Genomic DNA, 19,061 nt, shown 5'->3' with positions numbered 1-19,061 from the left:
CGGTTAGGGACGCCCGGTCGGGGACGTCCGATCAGGGGTAGAGGCCGCGCATTTCGCGCGCCATCAGGATGCGCTTGCACGCGACGATGAACGCCGCCGTACGCACCGTCACCTTGTGCTCTTCCGCGACCGCCCACACGCCGGCGAACGCTTCGCGCATCACGCGCTCGAGACGATGGTTGATCTCGTCTTCCGTCCAGAAGAAGCTCGAGAAATCCTGCACCCACTCGAAGTACGACACGGTCACGCCACCCGCGTTCGCGATCACGTCGGGGATCACGAGCACGCCGTTCGCGCTCAGAATGTCGTCCGCCGCCGTCGTCGTCGGGCCGTTCGCGCCTTCGACGACGATCTTCGTGCGGATCTTCGCCGCGTTCTTCTCGGTGATCTGGTTTTCCAGCGCCGCCGGGATCAGGATGTCGGTCTCGACCGTCCAGAACTCGTCGTTCGGCATCGGTTCCGCGCCTTCGAAGCCCGCGACGCCGCCGGTGCGGGCGACGTGGTCGAGCAGCTTGTTCGAATCGAGGCCGGCCGGCTGGTAGATCGTGCCCGTGTGATCCTGCACCGCGATCACCTTCGCGCCCGCTTCCTGGAACAGCTTCGCCGCGATGCCGCCGACGTTGCCGAAACCTTGCACCGCGATACGTGCGCCTTCGATTTCCAGGCCCTTCTTCTTCGCCGCTTCGGAGCCGACGACGAACACGCCGCGGCCCGTTGCTTCCTTGCGGCCGAGCGAACCGCCGAGCGCGATCGGCTTGCCGGTCACGACGCCGGTCGACGTCTGGCCCTGGTTCATCGAGTACGTGTCCATCATCCACGCCATCACCTGTTCGTTGGTGTTGACGTCCGGCGCCGGAATGTCGGTGTTCGGCCCGATGATGATGCCGATTTCGCTGGTGTAGCGGCGCGTCACGCGCTCGAGCTCACCACGCGACAGCTTGCGCGGGTCGACGCGGATACCGCCCTTCGCGCCGCCGTACGGCACGTTCACGGCCGCGTTCTTCACCGACATCCATGCCGACAGCGCCATCACTTCCGACAGCGTCACGTCCTGGTGGTAGCGCACGCCGCCCTTGCCCGGACCGCGCGACACGTTGTGCTGCACGCGATAGCCTTCGAAGTGCGCGACGGTGCCGTTGTCGAGCTCGATCGGGCAGTCGACGATCAGGATGCGCTTCGGACGCTTCAGCGTTTCGAGCCAGCGCGACAGCGAACCGAGGTACGGCGCGACGCGATCGACCTGCTGAAGGTAGTTGCCCCACGGGCCGAGATCGTCGGCGTGCAGGTAGGACGGGATGGACTGCTGTTGCGAAGACATGGACACTCCAACGTTCAACGGATTGCGCACATTGTCGAAAAAGCCGTTTTTTTTATCCAATGCCGTTTGTTTATTCGATTATGCGTTTCTTGCATGATCGCGATTTTTCGCAAATCCGCGGTCGATTTGCGCAAGAACGCCCGCGATCGGCCGTGCATCGCGTTCGTGAAAAACAGGATTGGACAGGCGCGGGCCGGCCGCGGGACAGCCGGCAGGCAGGCGCTGCAGGGGGTGCCGTCAGCCGGCCGGATTGACCGTCGGCGGTTAACCGTCGGTTATCCGGCGATCAAGCGGCGGCGTCGCCGGTCGTGTCGCGCAGTTCGTCGCGCACGACGTCCCACAGCGCCCGCACGAGCTTCTGCCGCGGATCGTCGCCCTGCAGCGCGAGCTTGTCGCAGTACAGCCGGATCTCCATCGTCAGCGTGAACGGATGCGCGCCGCCGCGCGCCGACCGGTCGAGCCGGATCAGCCGGCCGCCCGCGACCGCATCGTCGACCGCGCTGTGCGGCAGGAACGCGACGCCGTGGCCCGCGAGCGCCATCGCCTTCAGCCCCTCGGCCATGTCGGTTTCGTAGACGCGATCGAGAAACAGCCGCGTCGGCGCGTTCGCGATGATGACTTCGGTCATCCGGCCGAGATACGCGTTCGGCGTATACGACAGGTACGGCACGCGCGCGTCGGCCGCGCCCGGCAGCGTATGGCGCGGCCGGCCCGCGCGGCCGGGCGCCGAGAACGGGCTGATCGGCTCGCTGCCGAGGATCAGCATGTCGTAGCGGGCCGGGTCGAGCGCGACCGGGTGGCTCGGGTGGTGATAGCCCATCACGAGGTCGCAGCCGCCCTCGACCAGCGACAGCACCGCGTCGTGCACGTTCAGCGCGCGCAGCCGCGTGTGAACCTGGCCCATCTTCGCCTCGATCCGCTCGAGCCAGCGCGGAAAATACGTGAGCGACAGCGTGTGCGGCACCGCGAATTCGATCGTCGGCACCGGCGCGCCGACGTGGCCGCGCAGCAGCGTGCGCGCCTCGTGCGCCTGCGACAGCATCGTCAGCGCCTGCTCGTAGAAGATCTGCCCGGCCTGGGTGAGCCGCGTCGGATAGACCGAACGATCGATCAGCTCGGTCGCAAGCCACGCCTCGAGCGCCTGGATGCGCCGCGAAAACGCCGGCTGCGACACGTGCCGCAGCTCGGCGGACCGGCTAAAGCTGCGCGTCTCCGCGAGCGAGACGAAGTCTTCGAGCCATTTCAGTTCCATGCAGGCGGGCGCGGCGGGCGGCGGTCGGGAAGAAGCCTGCATTCTACCGGGGGGCGGCCCCGGCCGGCGGCGTCGAACGCGGCCCGGCAAGCCGGCGCGGGCCCCCGCCGGCACGCCATTCGCGCGCCGCCCCGGTGCCGCCCGAACCGCGCGCGCCCGCGGCAGTCGCGGCCGGACCAGTTCGGCCGGGATCGACGCGCGCCGATGGTAAAATGCCGGATTCTCCTCCCCTCGTTCGCCCCGGCCCCAAAAGGCCCTGCCCGATCATGTCCGACACTCGTCCCGATACGCTTTTCGCCCTCACCGCGCTCTCGCCCATCGACGGCCGCTACGCCAGCAAGACCGAAGCGCTGCGCGACTGGCTCTCCGAAGCCGCCTTCATGCGCCACCGCGTCACCGTGGAGGTGCACTGGCTGATCGCGCTGTCGCGCGCCGGCTTCGCGGAAGTCCCGCGCTTCTCGGAAGCCTCCGAGCAGTTCCTGCTGCAGCTCGCCGAGCGCTTCACCGCGCACGACGCCGCACGCATCAAGGAAATCGAGCGCGTGACGAACCACGACGTGAAGGCCGTCGAATACTGGCTGAAGGAATCGGTGAAGGGCCAGGCCGAACTCGAGAAGGCGAGCGAATTCATCCACTTCGCGTGCACGTCCGAGGACATCAACAACACGTCGCACGGAATGATGCTCGCCGGCGCGCGCGAACACGTGATCCTGCCGGCGCTGCGCACGGTCTACCAGCGCCTCGTCGCACTCGCGCACGCGCATGCCGAACAGCCGATGCTGTCGCGCACGCACGGCCAGCCGGCCAGCCCGACGACGCTCGGCAAGGAACTCGCGAACGTCGCCGCACGCCTCGCCCGCGCGATCACGCGCATCGAGAAGGTCGAGATCCTCGGCAAGATGAACGGCGCGGTCGGCAACTTCAACGCGCATCTCTCGGCGTATCCGGAATTCGACTGGGAAGCGTTCTCGCGCGACGTGATCGAGAACCGCCTGAAGCTCACGTTCAACCCGTACACGATCCAGATCGAGCCGCACGACTACATGGCCGAACTGTTCGACGCCGTGGCGCGCGCGAACACGATCCTGCTCGACCTCGACCGCGACGTGTGGGGCTACATCTCGGTCGGCTACTTCAAGCAGAAGACGAAGGCCGGCGAAATCGGCTCGTCGACGATGCCGCACAAGGTCAACCCGATCGACTTCGAGAACTCGGAAGGCAACCTCGGCCTCGCGAACGCGACGCTGCGCCACCTCGCCGACAAGCTGCCGGTGTCGCGCTGGCAGCGCGACCTGACCGACTCGACGGTGCTGCGCAACATGGGCGTCGCGCTCGGCTACTCGCTGCTCGCGTACGACTCGCTGATCCGCGGCCTCGACAAGCTCGAAGTGAACCCGCAGCGCCTGAACGAAGATCTCGACAACTGCTGGGAAGTGCTCGCCGAGCCGGTGCAGACGGTGATGCGCCGCTACGGCATCGAGAACCCGTACGAGCAGTTGAAGGAACTGACGCGCGGCAAGGGCATCACGCGCGAAGCGCTGCAGGAATTCGTCGGCACGCTGGCGATCCCGCAGGATGCGAAGGACCGCCTGCTCGCGATGACGCCGGCGTCGTACATCGGCAAGGCCGTCGAACTCGCGAAGCGGATCGCGTAAGCGCCGCCGTCGCCTGACAAAAAAAGCCCGATGCGAAGCAATTCGCATCGGGCTTTTTATTGCCTGCCGCAGCCGATCAGAACGAGATCATCCGCCCCGGGTTCAGCGCGCTCATCACGCTCATCGCCGCCTTCGCGGCCGGAATCGCGATCGGCGACAACTGCCGGCCGAGCGGAATCGCGCGGTGATCGATGCCCGTGAGCATCGAGAAATCGTCGTTGCGGCCGACGAAATCGTCGCAGATCGCCTTACCGATCCGCACCGTCTGCGCGACGCCGTGCCCGCTCCAGCCCTGCACCATGTACATCGGCACGCGGCCGTCGGTCTTGCGGCTGTCGGTCGCGCCGTTCAGCGTGAAATCGCTGACGCCGCTCCAGCAGTAGTCGAGCGCGAAGCGGCCGTCGTGCTGCGGAAACACCGTGTTCAGTCGCGTCAGCAGATACGCGTTGACGTCGGGCTGCGCCCAGCAGCTGCCGGTGCCCTGCCCGCCGAACAGCAGGCGGTTGCCGCGCACCGGCCGGTAGTAGTCGATCTGGAACTGCGTGTCGTACACCGGCATGCCGGCCGGCAGCAGCGTCGCGACGTCGACGTCGAGCGGCGCCGTCACGCTCACGTACGTGAAGAACGGCACCGTGGTCGCCGCGCCGTCGTCGAGCAGCCGGAACGTCGTGTTGTGCAGCGCGAGCACCACCCCCTTGCGCGCGGTGATGGTGCCGCCCGGCGTCGTCGCGACGACGCCGGCGGGCGTCTCGTCGAGCTCGAGCACTTCGGTGCCTTCGAACAGCGCGCCGCCGTTCAGCCGGAAGCCGTGCACGAGGCCGCGCACCAGTGCGAGCGGGTGAATCTGGCCGCCGATCGCGTCGATCGCCGCGCCGTGATACAGCCCCGAGCGCACGTATTCGTCGTGCAGCTGATGGCGGCCGACGAGCGTCACGCCCGCGTCTCCAAGGTGACGGCGCGCATCCGCGCCGTCGAGCAGCGCGCTCATGTGGCCGGGGTGAACCGCCGCCGTCACGTGGCCGCGCTTGCGGTCGAGATCGAGCGCGTAGCGGGCGCCGATTTCGTCGATCAGATCCATCGACTCGGCCGACGCGAAGCGCCACAGCCGCTTCGCGTCGTCGTGCGACAGGTTCTCGATCATGTCGGCCGCTTCCCAGCGCGCGAGGCCGGGCGTCAGTTGCCCGCCGTTGCGGCCGGACGCGGCCGAGCCGACGTGATGCTTGTCGACGAGGATCGTGTCGACGCCCGCTTCCGCGAGATGCAGCGCGGCCGACGCGCCGAGCAGGCCCGCGCCGATCACGAGCACGTCGCACACGATGTCGTGCGCGAGCGGCGCGCTGTTTTCATGGCGCGACAACGACGCCTCGTACCAGTTGGCCGGATGCGCGCCGTCGTAGCGAGCCGGATCGCACCAGTTCCAGTTGTCTTTTTCGATGTTCAGTTGCGTTTGCTCGAAACGCGCTTCACCCTGGATCAAGGGCTTGTTGTTGGACGTCATGATTGCACTTGCATGGTCTTGGCCGCCTGTCGAAGGGCCCTGAGGCTTCGCGGGTGGGGCAGCCGGTTCCACATGGGAGTCAACGAGAAAAGGGGCGCGATGGCCCGTGTTGACGGCGGGCACGCTCGTGCCGCCTGGATCCCGGACTGTGCGAAAGCACGTATTGAAAGGTGCCGGGACACCCAATTTCTACACCGCAGAAATAATTCTACAGTGTAGAATAAGCTTTCGTCAAGTTTACAGCCGGTACGGTACCGGCCTGCCAGCCCGCCTCGATGAAAGACAAACCCGCCCAAGGGCCGCGCGGCCTCGACAAGGACGCGATCGTCGCGGCCGCGCTCGCGCTGCTCGAAGACGTCGGCGAAGCCGCGTTCAGCGTGCGCAAGCTCGCGCAATCGGTCGGCTGCGACCCGATGAGCGTGCTGTATCACTTCAAGTCGAAGGAAGGCCTGAGCCGCGCGATCGCGAATGCACTGTCGCGCTCGCTCGTGCCGGTCGAGCCTTCACTGCCGTGGCGCGAACGGCTGCGTGACCTCGCGCGCCAGTACCGCGCGCTCGCGCTGCGCTACCCCGCCGCGTTCGCGCTGCTGCAGCGGCACATGAGCACGGGGCCGGCCGATCTCGCGCACATCGAGGCCGTGCATCGCGCGCTGACCGATGCCGGCATCCCGCACGCGGCGCTGCCGTCGGTATGCGTCGGCTGGTACGCGAGCGTGATCGGGCTCGCCGCCGCCGAAGCGGGCGGCCTCACGCGCGCCGCGAACGAGGTCGAGCTCGCGGAAATGCACGCGCTGTCCGACGCCGCGCATCCGCTCGTCAAGTCGGCCGCCCCGCTCTACGCGCAGCTCGATCCGGCCGTCGTGCACGACACGATGCTCGACGTGCTGCTCGACGGCATCGCGCAACGCGCACACACGGCCTGACCGTGCGGCCGCGCCGCCAACGAAAAAGGCGCCCGAAGGCGCCTTTTTCATGACGATGACCGCGAACCGCGCTCAGTGCTGCTGCGCGTGGCCGATCTTCAGCATGACCTGATCGACGATCTGCTCGGGCGTCAGCTCGATGCTGAGCTCGATCGCTTCGTCCGGGCCCGGTTCCTCGAGCGTGTCGAGCTGGCTCTTCAGCAGCGACGGATCGAAGAAATGGCCGGTGCGGCTTTTCAGACGCTCCTGCAACACCTCGAACGAACCCTTTAGATACACGAACCGCACGTCGGTGTCGGTGCCGCGCAGCACGTCGCGGTACGACCGCTTCAGCGACGAGCACGTGAACACGGCGGTTTCGCCGGCGCGCTGCTTTTCCTCGATGGCCGCGCGAATCGTGCGCAGCCACGGCCAGCGGTCTTCATCGGTCAGCGGAATGCCGTGGTGCATCTTTTCCTTGTTCGCCGCGCTGTGAAACGCGTCGCCATCGGTATAACTGCACGACAGGCGTTCCGCCAGCATTTCGCCGATCAGCGACTTGCCCGCGCCCGACACGCCCATTGCGATCAGAATCATTGACTACCCCTTGTTACAGAACCACGCTCAGCAACAGCGTAAAACTCAGACCGAGCACCGAGATGATGGTTTCAAGCAGCGACCAGGTCTTGAACGTCTGGCCCACCGTCATCCCGAAATATTCCTTGATCAGCCAGAAGCCGCCGTCGTTCACGTGCGAGAAGATCAGCGAGCCCGACCCCGTCGCGAGCACCAGCAGCTCCGGCCGGACCGACGCGCCCGACGCCGCCGCGATCGGCGCGACGATACCGCAGGCCGTCGTCATCGCGACCGTCGCTGAACCCGTCGCGAGACGCATCAGCGCCGCGACGAACCAGCCGAGCAGCAGCGGCGACAGGTGCGCGTGCTTCGCGGTCTCGACGATCTGCTGCGAGATCCCGCTGTCGCGCAGGACGCCGCCGAAGCCGCCGCCCGCGCCGACGATCAGCGTGATCCCGGCGATCGGCGCCAGGCACTCGCCGCAGAACTTCTGGATCTGGTCGCGGTTGAAGCCCTGCTTCGCGCCGAAGGTCCAGAAGCTCACGAGCACGGCGATCAGCAGCGCGACGTCCGAGTTGCCCGCAAAGCGCAGCAGGTTGTTCGGCAACGACTTCGGCGTGAACACCAGGTCGGCCCAGCTGCCGACGAGCATCAGCACGACGGGCAGCAGGATCGTGAACAGCGTGATGCCGAAGCTCGGTAGCTCGCGCTTGCCGCCGTCCGTACGCGAATCGACGAATTGCGACGCGAGCGGGTTGTTTTCCGGCAGCTTCACGAACTTCGAGATCATCAGCGCGAACAGCGGGCCCGCGATGATCGCGGTCGGCACGCCGACGACCAGGCCGAAGGCGATCGTCTTGCCGATATCGGCGCCGTATTGCTGGACGGCCAGCAGCGCGGCCGGGTGCGGCGGGATCAGCCCGTGCACGACCGACAGGCCGGCCACCATCGGCAGGCCGACGACGAGCAGCGACTTGCCGGTGCGCTTCGCGACGTTGAACGCGATCGGGATCAGCAGCACGAAGCCGACTTCGAAGAACACCGGCAGGCCGACGATGATCGCGACGAACATCATCGCCCAGTGGATGTTCTTTTCACCGAACCAGTCGATCAGCGTGGTCGCGATCCGTTCGGCGCCGCCCGATTCGGCCATCATCTTGCCGAGCATCGTGCCGAGGCCGACGACGATCGCGATGTGGCCGAGCGTGCCGCCGGTGCCCGTTTCGAACGACTTGACGATCTTGTCCATCGGCATGCCGACGACGAGACCGAGGCCGAGCGAGACGATGATCAGCACCAGGAACGGGTAGATCTTGTAGCGCGCGATCATCAGGATCAGCGCGGCAATCGCGATCAGCGTGAATACGAGCAGCATGCTGCCTTGGACGGCCCCCATGTGGCACTCCTCCTAGAATTGTTCGAACCGGGCGAGTCGTTGCGAGTATGCCCGGCTATGCGGGTCTCCGAAACACGGGGGTACCCCCCCGTCAGGACGCTGAATTTTACTTATCTTTGCGATCCGCGGATAGAACCGGTTCCATCAGCAAAAACCCTCGGTAAAACAAGCACTAACGCTTGCTTTCCGAGGGCTGAACCGTCATCTGGTACAAGTCTTAACGGGGCAACTGGCTCGCTGCTTGCGCGAGGCGCGTGACTTCGGCCCAGTCCTGCGCGGCGAGCGCGGCCTTCGGCGTGAGCCACGAGCCGCCGACGCACACGACGTTCGGCAGTTTCAGGAAGTTCGGCGCGGTGTCGACCGTGATGCCGCCGGTCGGGCAGAACTTCAGCGCCGGGAACGGGCCATGGAACGCCTGCAGCATCGGCACGCCGCCCGCCTGCTGCGCGGGGAAGAACTTCACGATGTCGTAGCCGAATTCGAGCGCCTGGATGATGTCGCTCGGCGTCATCACGCCCGGCAGCAGCGGCAGGCCGGCGTCGAGCGACGCGAGGTGCAGCTCCTTCGTCAGGCCCGGCGACACGCCGAACTTCGCGCCCGCACGCTTGGCCTGCGCGCAGTGCTCGGGCTTCGTGATCGTGCCGACGCCGACGACGATGTCGTCCGCAAGCTGGCTCGCGCGCTGGATCGCTTCCAGCCCGGCCGGCGTGCGCAGCGTGATCTCGAGCACCTTCACGCCGCCGGCGTGCAATGCACGCGACACGTTTTCGCCCTGCTCGACCGAGTCGAATGCGAGCACCGGAATGACCGGGCCCAGCTTCACGATTTCAGCAATCGTCTTCATTGAATTGGCTCCTTGAAATTCATGCGGTGACGTGGGCGGCCGTTTCGCCGACCAGCGTCCCGAAAACCGATGCGCCCTGCTCGGCCGGTGCGGCCGCGGCGCGGAATACGCCGAACAGTTCGCGCCCGAAACCGACTTCGTTCTCGGCCTGGTGCCGCGGCTGCGCGACCGGGCGCGCATGCCACTCGGCGGCGTCGACCTCGATGTCGAGCACGCCGGCTTCTGCGTCGATCACGAGCATGTCGCCCGTCTTCACCTTGCCGATCGGGCCGGCCAGCAGCGCCTCCGGCGACACGTGGATCACGGCCGGCACCTTGCCCGATGCGCCCGACATGCGGCCGTCGGTCACCAGCGCGACGTGGAAGCCCTGATCCTGCAGCACGCCGAGCAGCGGCGTCAAACGGTGCAGCTCGGGCATGCCGTTGGCGCGCGCGCCCTGGAAGCGCACCACCGCGACGAAATCGCGCTTCAGCTCGCCGCGATCGAACGCTTCCTGCACGGCTTCCTGCGAGTCGAACACGATCGCGGGCGCCGTCACCTTGCGGTGCTCCGGCGCGACCGCCGAGATCTTGATCACGCCGCGGCCGAGCCGGCCCTGCATCAGGCGCAGGCCGCCGTCCGGCTGGAACGGCTCGCGAATGCCGCGCAGCACCTTCGTGTCGTGGCTCTCGGCCGCGCCGTCGACCCACGTCAGCTTGCCGTCGATCAGCTTAGGCTCCTTCGTGTAGTGCGCAAGCCCGTTGCCTGCGACCGTCGTCACGTCCTCATGCAACAGCCCGCCTTCGAGCAGGTTGCGTACCAGGAACGCGACACCGCCCGCCGCGTGGAAATGGTTCACGTCGGCCTTGCCGTTCGGGTAGATCTTCGCGAGCAGCGGCACGACGGCCGACAGCTCGTCGAAGTCGTTCCAGTCGATCAGGATGCCGGCCGCGCGCGCGATCGCGACCAAGTGCAGCGTGTGGTTGGTCGAGCCGCCCGTCGCGAGCAGCGCAACGATGCCGTTGACGATTGCCTTTTCGTCGATCACATGGCCGATCGGCGTGTAGTGGCCGCGCTCGACGGTCAGGTCGAGCACGCGGCGCGCGGCTTCGGCCGTCAGCGCGGTGCGCAGCGGCGTGTGCGGGTGAACGAAAGCGGAGCCCGGCAGGTGCAGCCCCATCAGCTCCATCAGCATCTGGTTGCTGTTCGCGGTGCCGTAGAACGTGCAGGTGCCGTGGCCGTGATACGCGGCCGATTCGGCTTCGAGCAGCGCGTCGCGGCCGACCTGGCCGGTCGCGAACTGCTGGCGGATCTTCGCCTTGTCGTCGTTCGACAGGCCGCTCGTCATCGGGCCGGCTGGCACGAAGATCGTCGGCAGGTGGCCAAACTGCAGCGCGCCGATCAGCAGACCCGGCACGATCTTGTCGCAGATGCCGAGACAGAGCGCCGCGTCGAACATGTTGTGCGTGAGCGCGATCGCCGTGCCCATCGCGATCGCCTCGCGCGAGAACAGCGACAGCTCCATCCCCGGGTTGCCCTGCGTGACGCCGTCGCACATCGCCGGCACGCCGCCCGCGAACTGCGCGACCCCGCCGTTCTCGCGCGCGGCCGCCTTGATGATTTCGGGGAAATCCTTGTACGGCGCGTGCGCGGACAGCATCTCGTTGTACGAGGACACGATGCCGATGTTCGGCTCGCGGATCGCCTTGATCGCGAACTTGTCGTTGCCCTCGAGGCCCGCGAAGCCGTGCGCGAGGTTCGCGCACGACAGCGCGCCGCGTGCCGGGAACTTGCCTTGCGCGCCGTCGATGCGCTGCAGATAGGCGGAACGGGTCGATTGGCTGCGGGCGATCACGCGTTCGGTGACCTTCGCCAGAGTGGGGTGCAGCGACGTCATGCTGGGCGCTCCTGTATGCCGGCCGACACCGGCGGTTGGAATCGTGGGGACGGTCGAGCTTCGTCGATCGAACGAAGGCAGTCTAGTAGAAAAACTACAAGCACGCAATGCTGATTAACGCGTTCGCAACCGCCATTCCCGCTACCAGCAAGGCTTTAATCAGTAAAAACCCTAATTCGTGTCGCTAACCTCGCATCGAAACCATCGCGATTACGCTAGTATTTTCATGTAGATTTTCTACAATTCGATTGCGATACACTCGCTCATCCGAACCCGATTTCCACCTGCCGTCCCATGCTGCCTCGCATTGAAGCGATCCGCGCCGAGTTGCGCCCGTCCGAGCGCAAGCTCGCCGACTACATCCTCGCCGCGCCGCGCGAGGTGCTCGACCTCGCGATGACCGAGCTGTCGATGCGCGCCGGCGTCAGCCAGCCGACCATCGCGCGCTTCTGCCAGGCGCTCGGCTGCAGCGGCTTTCGCGAATTCAAGATCCGGCTCGCGCAGAGCGTCGCGCCGGGCGTGTCGTCGGTGTACCGCGACGTCGAGCCGAACGAACCGGCGCCCGGCATCATCGGCAAGGTGTTCGACCGCACGATCGGCGCGCTGATCGAAGTGCGCAACAGCCTGTCCGCCGGCAGCGTCGCCGACGCGATCGCGCTGCTGTCGAACGCGTCGCGCATCGAGTTCTACGGCGCCGGCGGCTCGGGCATCGCCGCGCAGGACATCCAGCACAAGTTCTTCCGGCTCGGCGTGCCGAGCGTCGCGTATTCGGACCCGCACACGTTCTCGATGTCCTCGGCGCTGCTCGGGCCGCACGACGTCGTCGTCGCGATCTCGAACACCGGCCGCACACGCGACATCGTCGACGCCGCGCGCTCCGCGCTCGCGTGCGGCGCGAAAGTCGTCGCGATCACGCAGAGCCATTCGCCGCTCGCGAAGCTCGCGACGGTCAGCCTCGCGTCGAACGTCGCCGAGGAAACGGACGTGTTTTCGCCGATGACGTCGCGGATGTCGCATCTCGCGATCGGCGACATCCTCGCGGTCGGCGTCGCGCTGTCGCGCGGGCCGGCGCTGATGGAGCGCGTCGGCCGCGCGAAGGAAGCGATCACGCGCAGGCGGATCGACGATCCGACGAAGGAGTAGCGGTTCGCGGAATGCCGCGCGTAAACGAACAACGGCGCCCCGAGGGGCGCCGTTGCGCATGATTCGACGGCGACGGTTTCACCGGCCGCGCCGCTCAGAACGGCTTGATCACCACCAGCGCGACCGCCGCGAGCATGCCGAGCACCGGCAACTCGTTGAACACGCGATACCACTTGTCGGTGCGGCGGTTCTCGCCGCGCTCGAACACCCGCAGCAGGTGCCCGCAATACGCGTGATAGATGATCAGCAGCACCACCACCGTCACCTTCGCGTGAATCCAGCCCTGCCCCTGGCCGATGCCGATCACGAGCCACAGCCACAGCCCGCACGCGAGCGCGGGCACCGCGATCATCGTCATGAAACGGAACAGCTTGCGCGCCATCAGCAGCAGGCGTCGCACCGCGGCCGGATCGGTCTCCATGGCCAGGTTCACGTAGATGCGCGGCAGGTAGAACAGCCCCGCGAACCACGCGGCGATCAGAACGACATGGAACGTCTTGACCCAGAGCATTGCCATCGGTTGTGCGCCTCGCTGTTGACTTACTGACGGCCTTCGCCGTGCCCGAGCACCACGTACTTCAGCGACGTGAGCCCTTCCAGGCCGACCGGGCCGCGTGCGTGCAGCTTGTCGTTCGAGATGCCGATTTCCGCGCCGAGGCCGAATTCGAAGCCATCCGCAAAGCGCGTCGACGCATTGACCATCACGCTCGCCGAATCGACTTCGCGCAGGAAACGCATCGCGCGGTCGTGATCCTCGGTGACGATCGCATCCGTGTGATGCGAGCCGTAATGGTTGATGTGCTCGATCGCGGCGTCGAGGCCGTCGACGACCTTGATCGCGAGCACCGGCGCGAGATATTCGGTATGCCAGTCTTCTTCGGTCGCGTCGACGAGCGGGCCGACGCCCGCATCGGCGAGCACCGCGCGCGCGGCCGCATCGACGCGCAGCTCGACCTGCTTGTCGCGATACAGCTTGCCGAGCGGCGGCAGCAGCTTCGCGGCGATGCCGCTCGCGACGAGCAGCGTCTCCATCGTGTTGCAGGTGCCGTAGCGGTGCGTCTTCGCGTTGTCGCAGACGGTCAGCGCCTTGTCGAGATCGGCGCGATCGTCGACGTACACGTGGCAGATGCCGTCGAGGTGCTTGATCATCGGCACGCGCGCCTCGTTGATCAGCCGTTCGATCAGGCTCTTGCCGCCGCGCGGCACGATCACGTCGACGTATTCGGTCATCGTGATCAGCTTGCCGACCGCCGCACGATCGGCCGTCGCGACGACCTGCACCGCGTCCTGCGGGAGGCCTGCCGCCTCGAGCCCTTCGCCGATCAGCTTCGCGAGCGCCGCGTTCGATTCGAGCGCCTCGGAGCCGCCGCGCAGGATCGTCGCGTTGCCCGATTTCAGGCACAGCGCGGCCGCGTCGATCGTCACGTTCGGGCGCGACTCGTAGATGATGCCGATCACGCCGAGCGGCACGCGCATCTGGCCGACCTGGATTCCGCTCGGGCGGAACTTGAGGTTGCCGATCTCGCCGATCGGATCGGCCAGCGACGCGACCTGGCGCAGCCCCTCGACCATCGTGTTCAGCGCCTTGTCCGACAGCGTCAGGCGGTCGACGAACGCCGCATCGAGCCCCTTTTCACGGGCACGGGCGACGTCGCGTGCATTCGCGTCCTTCAGCGCCTGCGCATCGCGTTCGATCGCGCGGGCCACGGCGTCGAGCGCCGCGTTCTTCGCGGCGGTGCTGGCGCACGCCATCGCGCGGGAAGCGTGCCGGGCGCGACGGCCCAGGTCGGTCATGTACTGATCGATATCCATCGTGTGACTCGAGAAGCGAGCCGCGCGGGGGCGGCATGAATTCGTGGGGGAAGCGGGACGGCCATCCGGGCGGGGTAACGGCCGCAAAACCGCGCCGCGCAGGGCGGCGCCCCGGTCATCCAAACATTGTAAGCGGGTTGCGCAGCGCGCGCTGAAGGCCCGAACGGGACTTAGCGTCGCACGCGACCCGCGGTCGGCGGTCGTTCGCCGCGGGCGCCCGCGACCGTCATCGCGAGCTGGAACAGCCCGTCCCACGGGTCGGGTGGCGGTTCATCCTGCGTGCGGCGTCCCGGCGTGACGGCGGACAAGCCCTTGACCTGCCGGTCGAGCTTCGCGGCGAATGCGAGCGCCTTTTCGAGCACCGCTTCCGACACGCGATTCAGCGCGGGCCCAATCAGCCGCTCGCGCGGCCCCCACACGCGGTTCTCGCGCAGCAGCGTCGCGAGCGGCTTGCCGGCCGTCGTGCCGCGCTTGATCCGCAACAGCGTGCGCAATTCCTCGACGACGGCCCACATCACGAGCACGATCGCCTCGCCCTCGCCCTTCAGCCCGTCGATCATCCGCGCGAGCCGCGCGGCGTCGCCGGCGAGCATCGCTTCGTTCAGTTTGAACACGTCGTAGCGCGCGACGTTCAGCACCGCGTCGTGCACCTGCTCGAACGACAGCGCGCCCTGCGGATACAGCAGCCCGAGCTTCTGGATTTCCTGGTGCGCGGCGAGCAGGTTGCCCTCGACGCGCTCCGCGATGAACTGCAGCGCGCGGCGCCCGTCGTCGCCGGATGCGACGCGCTGGCCCTGCATCGACAGGCGCTGGCCGATCCAGTTCGGCAGTTGCGCGCGATCGACCGGATCGATCTTCAGCGCGACGCCGCCGTTCTGCAGCGCGGTGAACCACGCGGATTTCTGCGTGGCCGCGTCGAGGCGCGGCAACGTGACGAGCATCAGCGCGTCGGGATTGGGTGTGGCCGCAAGCGTCTTCAACGCGTCGGCGCCTTCCTTGCCGGGCTTGCCCGACGGAATGCGCAGCTCGATCAGTTGGCGCTCGCCGAACAGCGACATCGCCTGGGTCGCGCCGAGCAGCACGCTCCAGTCGAAGCCGCGCTCGACCGTATGCACCGAACGCTCGGTAAAGCCGGCCGCGCGCGCGGCCGCACGAATGCGGTCGCACGCTTCCTGCGCGAGCAGCGGCTCGTCGCCGTACACGGTATAGAGCCCGGCCAACCCCTTCGCGAGGTGCGGCTCCAGCGCATCAAGTCGCAATTGCATCGCTGCGTGCGCCCGCGATCAGAGCGGCGGCGGCGGCAGCGGCGCGCGCGGCGCCACGCCCGGCACCACGTCCTCCGGCGCCGGCGTCAGCGAGTGGACGATCGCGAGACGCCGCATCAGCTGGTCGACCGCGTCGTTCTGCATGTCGCCGTACAGGATGTCGGCTTCCTGCGCCTTCGCGTTCGTATACTGGTCGCTGTACGTCATCGCGCGGTTCAGCGCGATCGCGCTCGGCGGGATCAGCACGGTGCCGTCCTTGCTCGTCAGCGTGTAGTTCAGCGTGTAGAACAGCGCGTACTCCTGCGCGGAGCCGTACTTGTTGAGCGTCAGCGTGTTCTGGCCACGCGACTCCCACATGCGCAGCACGGCGTCGGCGTCGTCCGCCGACTTGACGATCTTCGTGTCGCTGCCGGCCTGGACGAGGCGCGTGAGCCGCGCCTCGACGGGCGCCGGCGCACCGGCCACGAACAGCTGCTTGAACGCGTAGTCCTGCTGGCCGCGCAACTGGAAGCCGCATGCCGACAGCGCGACCGCGCTGCCGACGAGCATCAAAAACGATCTGCGGATCACCTTTGCTCCTTCTGGGTACGTCCGACGGCCGGCGGCCGTCAGACGACGATGTTCACGAGGCGGCCCGGCACGACGACGATCTTCTTCGCCGGCTTGCCGTCGCTGAATTTCGCGAATGCCTCGTCGGCCACCGCCGCCGCTTCGATCGCGTCGCGGCTCGCGTCCTTCGCGACCTTCAGCGCGCCGCGCACCTTGCCGTTCACCTGCAGCACGAGTTCGATCTCGGCCTGCTCGAGCGCGGCCTCGTCGACCTTCGGCCACGGCGCATCGAGCAGCGGGCCGAATTCGTCCGCGTAGCCGAGCGTCTTCCACAGCTCGAACGTGACGTGCGGCACGACCGGGTACAGCACACGCAGCAGCACGCCGTACGTCTCGCGCAGCACGGCGGGCGTCGCACCCTTCGCGCCGTCGATCGCGTTCAGCATCTTCATCGCGGCCGACACGACCGTGTTGTACTGCAGGCGCTGGTAGTCGAAATCGGCCTGCTTCAGCACGCTGTAGATCTCCCGGCGCAGCGCCTTGTCGGCATCGCCGAGCGTCGCGGCGTCGAAACCAGCACGCGCGGCGAGCGCTTCGCGGTTGCCGTAGCCGAAGCTCCACACGCGGCGCAGGAAGCGGCTCGCGCCCTCGACGCCCGCGCCCGACCACTCGAGCTGCTGCTCGGGCGGTGCGGCGAACATCGTGAACAGACGCGCGGTATCGGCGCCGTACTGGTCGATCAGCAGTTGCGGATCGACGCCGTTGTTCTTCGACTTCGACATCTTCTCGATGCCGCCGAGCACGACCGGCTGGCCGTCCGCATTCAGCGTCGCGCCGACCGGGCGGCCCTTGTCGTCGTGCGTCACCGTCACGTCGAGCGGGTTGTACCAGGTCTTCTTGCCCGCCGCGTCCTCGCGGTAGTACGTCTCGTTCAGCACCATCCCCTGCGTGAGCAGGTTCTTCGCCGGCTCGCCGAACTTCACGAGGCCGAGGTCGCGCATCACCTTGGTCCAGAAGCGCGAATACAGCAGGTGCAGGATCGCGTGCTCGATGCCGCCGATGTACTGATCCATCGGCATCCAGTAGTCGGTGCGCGCGTCGACCATCGTCTCGGCGTCCGGCGCCGTGTAGCGCGAGAAGTACCACGACGAATCGACGAAGGTGTCCATCGTGTCGGTTTCGCGCTTCGCGGCCGCGCCACACTTCGGGCACGTGCAGTTCAGGAACGCTTCGGACTTCGCGAGCGGGTTGCCCGAGCCGTCCGGCACGAGGTCTTCCGGCAGCACGACCGGCAGGTCCTGCTCCGGCACCGGCACGTCGCCGCACGACGGGCAGTGGATGATCGGGATCGGCGTGCCCCAGTAGCGCTGGCGCGACACGCCCCAGTCGCGCAGGCGCCACGTGACCTGCTTGTCGCCGAAGCCGCCAGCCTTCAGGTCGGCCGCGACCGCGTCGACCGCTTCCGCATAGCGCAGGCCGTCGTACTTGCCGCTGTTCACGCAGACCGCGGTTTCCTTGTCGCCGTACCACTCCTGCCATGCGTCGAGCGAGTACGTCTGCCCTTCGCTCGCGATCACCTGCTTGATCGGCAGATCGTATTTCTTCGCGAACGCGAAATCGCGCTCGTCGTGGCCCGGCACGCCCATCACCGCGCCTTCGCCATAGCTCATCAGCACGTAGTTGCCGATCCACACCTCGACCGGCTCGCCGGTCAGCGGGTGCTTGACCGAGAAGCCGGTCGCGACACCCTTCTTCTCCATCGTCGCGACGTCGGCCTCGGCGACGCCGCCGCGCTTGCATTCCTCGATGAACGCGAGCAGTTCCGGCTTGTCCTGCGCGAGGCGCGTGGCGAGCGGGTGCTCGGCCGCGACCGCGCAGAACGTGACGCCCATGATCGTGTCGGCGCGCGTCGTGAACACGCGCAGCAGCTTCTGCTCGCCGTCGAGTTCGTACGGGAAGCCGAAGTTCACGCCGAAGCTCTTGCCGATCCAGTTCTGCTGCATGATCTTCACGCGCTCGGGCCAGCCGAGGCCGTCGAGATCGTTCAGCAGCTCATCCGCGTACTGCGTGATGCGCAGGTAGTACATCGGGATCTCGCGCTTCTCGACGAGCGCGCCCGAGCGCCAGCCGCGGCCGTCGATCACCTGCTCGTTCGCGAGCACGGTCTGGTCGACCGGGTCCCAGTTCACGGTGCCCGTCTTCTTGTACGCGATGCCCTTCTCGAGCATCTTCAGGAACAGCCACTGGTTCCACTTGTAGTAGTCGGGCTTGCACGTCGCGATTTCGCGCGACCAGTCGATCGCGAGACCCATCGACTGCATCTGGCCCTTCATGTAGTCGATGTTGTCGTAGGTCCACTTCGCGGGCGGCACGCCGTTCGCCATCGCGGCGTTCTCGGCCGGCATCCCGAACGCATCCCAGCCCATCGGCATCAGCGTGTTGTAGCCGTTCATCCGCAGATAGCGGTACATCACGTCGTTGATCGTGTAGTTGCGCACGTGCCCCATGTGCAGCTTGCCGGACGGGTACGGCAGCATCGATACGCAGTAGAACTTCGGCTTCTGCGAATCTTCCTTCGTCTTGTAGGCATCGGCTGCGCGCCAGTCGCCCTGGGCGGCGGCTTCGACGTCGGCGGGTACGTATCTCTCGTGCATGGTGTGGTTCGGGCTAGGCTTTAAGCGGCGCGACGGCTCGCGCGCAGGATTGGATCGGAAATCGTGCTGGCCCGGCGGCGCTGCAGGTTCGCTGTGGCGGGACCTGTTCGGGGTGTCCGGATATTTTCCGGGTTGCCTGGAAAATGCCGGGTTACCTGGAAAAAACCTGCCAGCCGGGAAAAACAATGATTATACCGTCAGCGCCGGCGCATCCGGCCGGTCTTGCGGCGTGCGGCCCGCCCCCGCGACGGGCGGGAACTTGCCTGACGATTGGCGCGGCGGCCCGGCGGCGCGTCAGGGTTTCGCGCCGGCGGCGGCGGG

Annotated in this window: 15 protein-coding genes; 3 read left to right on the top strand and 12 right to left on the bottom strand. The window is 67.1% G+C overall.

Translation table 11 applies throughout. The features are described 5' to 3' along the window. Window positions 1-31: 31 nt before the first annotated feature. Together H3O04_RS13350 and H3O04_RS13345 are read right to left on the bottom strand one after the other, a co-directional pair. Window positions 32-1,318, bottom strand: coding sequence for a Glu/Leu/Phe/Val family dehydrogenase (locus H3O04_RS13350; protein ID WP_011544584.1), 1,287 nt, complete (start codon window positions 1,316-1,318; stop codon window positions 32-34). A 286-nt stretch (window positions 1,319-1,604) separates the two neighbouring features. After that, window positions 1,605-2,570: a LysR substrate-binding domain-containing protein gene (locus tag H3O04_RS13345; RefSeq protein WP_011694145.1), complete on the bottom strand. Its 966-nt coding sequence runs from the start codon at window positions 2,568-2,570 to the stop codon at window positions 1,605-1,607. 266 nt (window positions 2,571-2,836) lie between these two features. On the opposite strand from H3O04_RS13345, the gene purB reads away from it, so the two are divergent. After that, a complete protein-coding gene (purB, locus tag H3O04_RS13340; protein ID WP_023477700.1) occupies window positions 2,837-4,225 on the top strand; it encodes an adenylosuccinate lyase in 1,389 nt (462 codons plus the stop codon). A 76-nt stretch (window positions 4,226-4,301) separates the two neighbouring features. On the opposite strand, the gene H3O04_RS13335 is transcribed toward purB, so the two are convergent. Next, window positions 4,302-5,723, bottom strand: coding sequence for an NAD(P)/FAD-dependent oxidoreductase (locus H3O04_RS13335; protein ID WP_202587856.1), 1,422 nt, complete (start codon window positions 5,721-5,723; stop codon window positions 4,302-4,304). A gap of 275 nt (window positions 5,724-5,998) precedes the next feature. On the opposite strand from H3O04_RS13335, the gene H3O04_RS13330 reads away from it, so the two are divergent. Continuing rightward, on the top strand, window positions 5,999-6,646 hold the full coding sequence (locus tag H3O04_RS13330; protein ID WP_202587855.1) for a TetR/AcrR family transcriptional regulator: 648 nt from the start codon (window positions 5,999-6,001) through the stop codon (window positions 6,644-6,646). Between the two features lie 72 nt (window positions 6,647-6,718). Here the strand turns inward: H3O04_RS13330 and H3O04_RS13325 are convergent, their stop codons facing one another. The 4 genes from H3O04_RS13325 to edd form a co-directional block, all read right to left on the bottom strand. Beyond that, on the bottom strand, window positions 6,719-7,222 hold the full coding sequence (locus H3O04_RS13325) for a gluconokinase (protein WP_006476915.1): 504 nt from the start codon (window positions 7,220-7,222) through the stop codon (window positions 6,719-6,721). A gap of 13 nt (window positions 7,223-7,235) precedes the next feature. Then, complete coding sequence (locus H3O04_RS13320; RefSeq protein ID WP_011544578.1) at window positions 7,236-8,597, bottom strand: GntP family permease; 1,362 nt, start codon at window positions 8,595-8,597, stop codon at window positions 7,236-7,238. A 217-nt stretch (window positions 8,598-8,814) separates the two neighbouring features. Then, window positions 8,815-9,441 (bottom strand): bifunctional 4-hydroxy-2-oxoglutarate aldolase/2-dehydro-3-deoxy-phosphogluconate aldolase, encoded by a 627-nt coding sequence (gene eda / locus H3O04_RS13315; RefSeq protein ID WP_011544577.1) that lies wholly within the window; start codon window positions 9,439-9,441, stop codon window positions 8,815-8,817. 19 nt (window positions 9,442-9,460) lie between these two features. Next, window positions 9,461-11,317, bottom strand: a complete 1,857-nt coding sequence (gene edd, locus H3O04_RS13310; protein ID WP_202587854.1) for a phosphogluconate dehydratase — start codon at window positions 11,315-11,317, stop codon at window positions 9,461-9,463. Window positions 11,318-11,611: 294 nt separating this feature from the next. Between edd and H3O04_RS13305 the strand changes: the two genes are divergently transcribed. Further along, window positions 11,612-12,460 (top strand): MurR/RpiR family transcriptional regulator, encoded by an 849-nt coding sequence (locus H3O04_RS13305; protein ID WP_006476919.1) that lies wholly within the window; start codon window positions 11,612-11,614, stop codon window positions 12,458-12,460. 94 nt (window positions 12,461-12,554) lie between these two features. Here the strand turns inward: H3O04_RS13305 and H3O04_RS13300 are convergent, their stop codons facing one another. The 5 genes from H3O04_RS13300 to leuS form a co-directional block, all read right to left on the bottom strand. After that, a complete protein-coding gene (locus H3O04_RS13300; protein ID WP_006476920.1) occupies window positions 12,555-12,977 on the bottom strand; it encodes a CopD family protein in 423 nt (140 codons plus the stop codon). A 23-nt stretch (window positions 12,978-13,000) separates the two neighbouring features. Next, the gene (locus H3O04_RS13295) at window positions 13,001-14,272 is read right to left on the bottom strand and encodes a glutamate-5-semialdehyde dehydrogenase (RefSeq protein WP_078040656.1); all 1,272 of its coding nucleotides are present in this window, start codon (window positions 14,270-14,272) and stop codon (window positions 13,001-13,003) included. 170 nt (window positions 14,273-14,442) lie between these two features. After that, window positions 14,443-15,537, bottom strand: a complete 1,095-nt coding sequence (holA, locus tag H3O04_RS13290; protein WP_078040655.1) for a DNA polymerase III subunit delta — start codon at window positions 15,535-15,537, stop codon at window positions 14,443-14,445. Window positions 15,538-15,555: 18 nt separating this feature from the next. After that, window positions 15,556-16,107 (bottom strand): LPS-assembly lipoprotein LptE, encoded by a 552-nt coding sequence (locus H3O04_RS13285; protein ID WP_027811048.1) that lies wholly within the window; start codon window positions 16,105-16,107, stop codon window positions 15,556-15,558. 38 nt (window positions 16,108-16,145) lie between these two features. Next, window positions 16,146-18,740 carry a leucine--tRNA ligase gene (leuS, locus tag H3O04_RS13280; RefSeq protein ID WP_053524954.1) on the bottom strand — a complete coding sequence of 865 codons (2,595 nt, stop codon included), beginning with the start codon at window positions 18,738-18,740 and terminating at the stop codon, window positions 16,146-16,148. Between the last annotated feature and the right edge of the window lie 321 nt (window positions 18,741-19,061).

It is taken from the genome of Burkholderia sp. KCJ3K979, from assembly GCF_016759955.1.
GTDB classification, from domain to species: domain Bacteria; phylum Pseudomonadota; class Gammaproteobacteria; order Burkholderiales; family Burkholderiaceae; genus Burkholderia; species Burkholderia orbicola.
Note: the sequence above shows the minus strand (reverse complement) of the source record. Positions and strands in the feature narration are given on the sequence as shown.

Excerpts from the sequence above, each read along its gene's own strand:
- H3O04_RS13295 (WP_078040656.1), bottom strand. The coding sequence starts at position 14,272 with ATGGATATCGATCAGTACATGACCGACCTGGGCCGTCGCGCCCGGCAC.
- H3O04_RS13330 (WP_202587855.1), top strand. The coding sequence starts at position 5,999 with ATGAAAGACAAACCCGCCCAAGGGCCGCGCGGCCTCGACAAGGACGCG.
- edd (WP_202587854.1), bottom strand. The coding sequence starts at position 11,317 with ATGACGTCGCTGCACCCCACTCTGGCGAAGGTCACCGAACGCGTGATC.
- H3O04_RS13335 (WP_202587856.1), bottom strand. The coding sequence starts at position 5,723 with ATGACGTCCAACAACAAGCCCTTGATCCAGGGTGAAGCGCGTTTCGAG.
- purB (WP_023477700.1), top strand. The coding sequence starts at position 2,837 with ATGTCCGACACTCGTCCCGATACGCTTTTCGCCCTCACCGCGCTCTCG.
- H3O04_RS13350 (WP_011544584.1), bottom strand. The coding sequence starts at position 1,318 with ATGTCTTCGCAACAGCAGTCCATCCCGTCCTACCTGCACGCCGACGAT.
- H3O04_RS13345 (WP_011694145.1), bottom strand. The coding sequence starts at position 2,570 with ATGGAACTGAAATGGCTCGAAGACTTCGTCTCGCTCGCGGAGACGCGC.
- H3O04_RS13305 (WP_006476919.1), top strand. The coding sequence starts at position 11,612 with ATGCTGCCTCGCATTGAAGCGATCCGCGCCGAGTTGCGCCCGTCCGAG.
- H3O04_RS13320 (WP_011544578.1), bottom strand. The coding sequence starts at position 8,597 with ATGGGGGCCGTCCAAGGCAGCATGCTGCTCGTATTCACGCTGATCGCG.
- H3O04_RS13300 (WP_006476920.1), bottom strand. The coding sequence starts at position 12,977 with ATGGCAATGCTCTGGGTCAAGACGTTCCATGTCGTTCTGATCGCCGCG.
- eda (WP_011544577.1), bottom strand. The coding sequence starts at position 9,441 with ATGAAGACGATTGCTGAAATCGTGAAGCTGGGCCCGGTCATTCCGGTG.
- H3O04_RS13325 (WP_006476915.1), bottom strand. The coding sequence starts at position 7,222 with ATGATTCTGATCGCAATGGGCGTGTCGGGCGCGGGCAAGTCGCTGATC.
- leuS (WP_053524954.1), bottom strand. The coding sequence starts at position 18,740 with ATGCACGAGAGATACGTACCCGCCGACGTCGAAGCCGCCGCCCAGGGC.
- holA (WP_078040655.1), bottom strand. The coding sequence starts at position 15,537 with ATGCAATTGCGACTTGATGCGCTGGAGCCGCACCTCGCGAAGGGGTTG.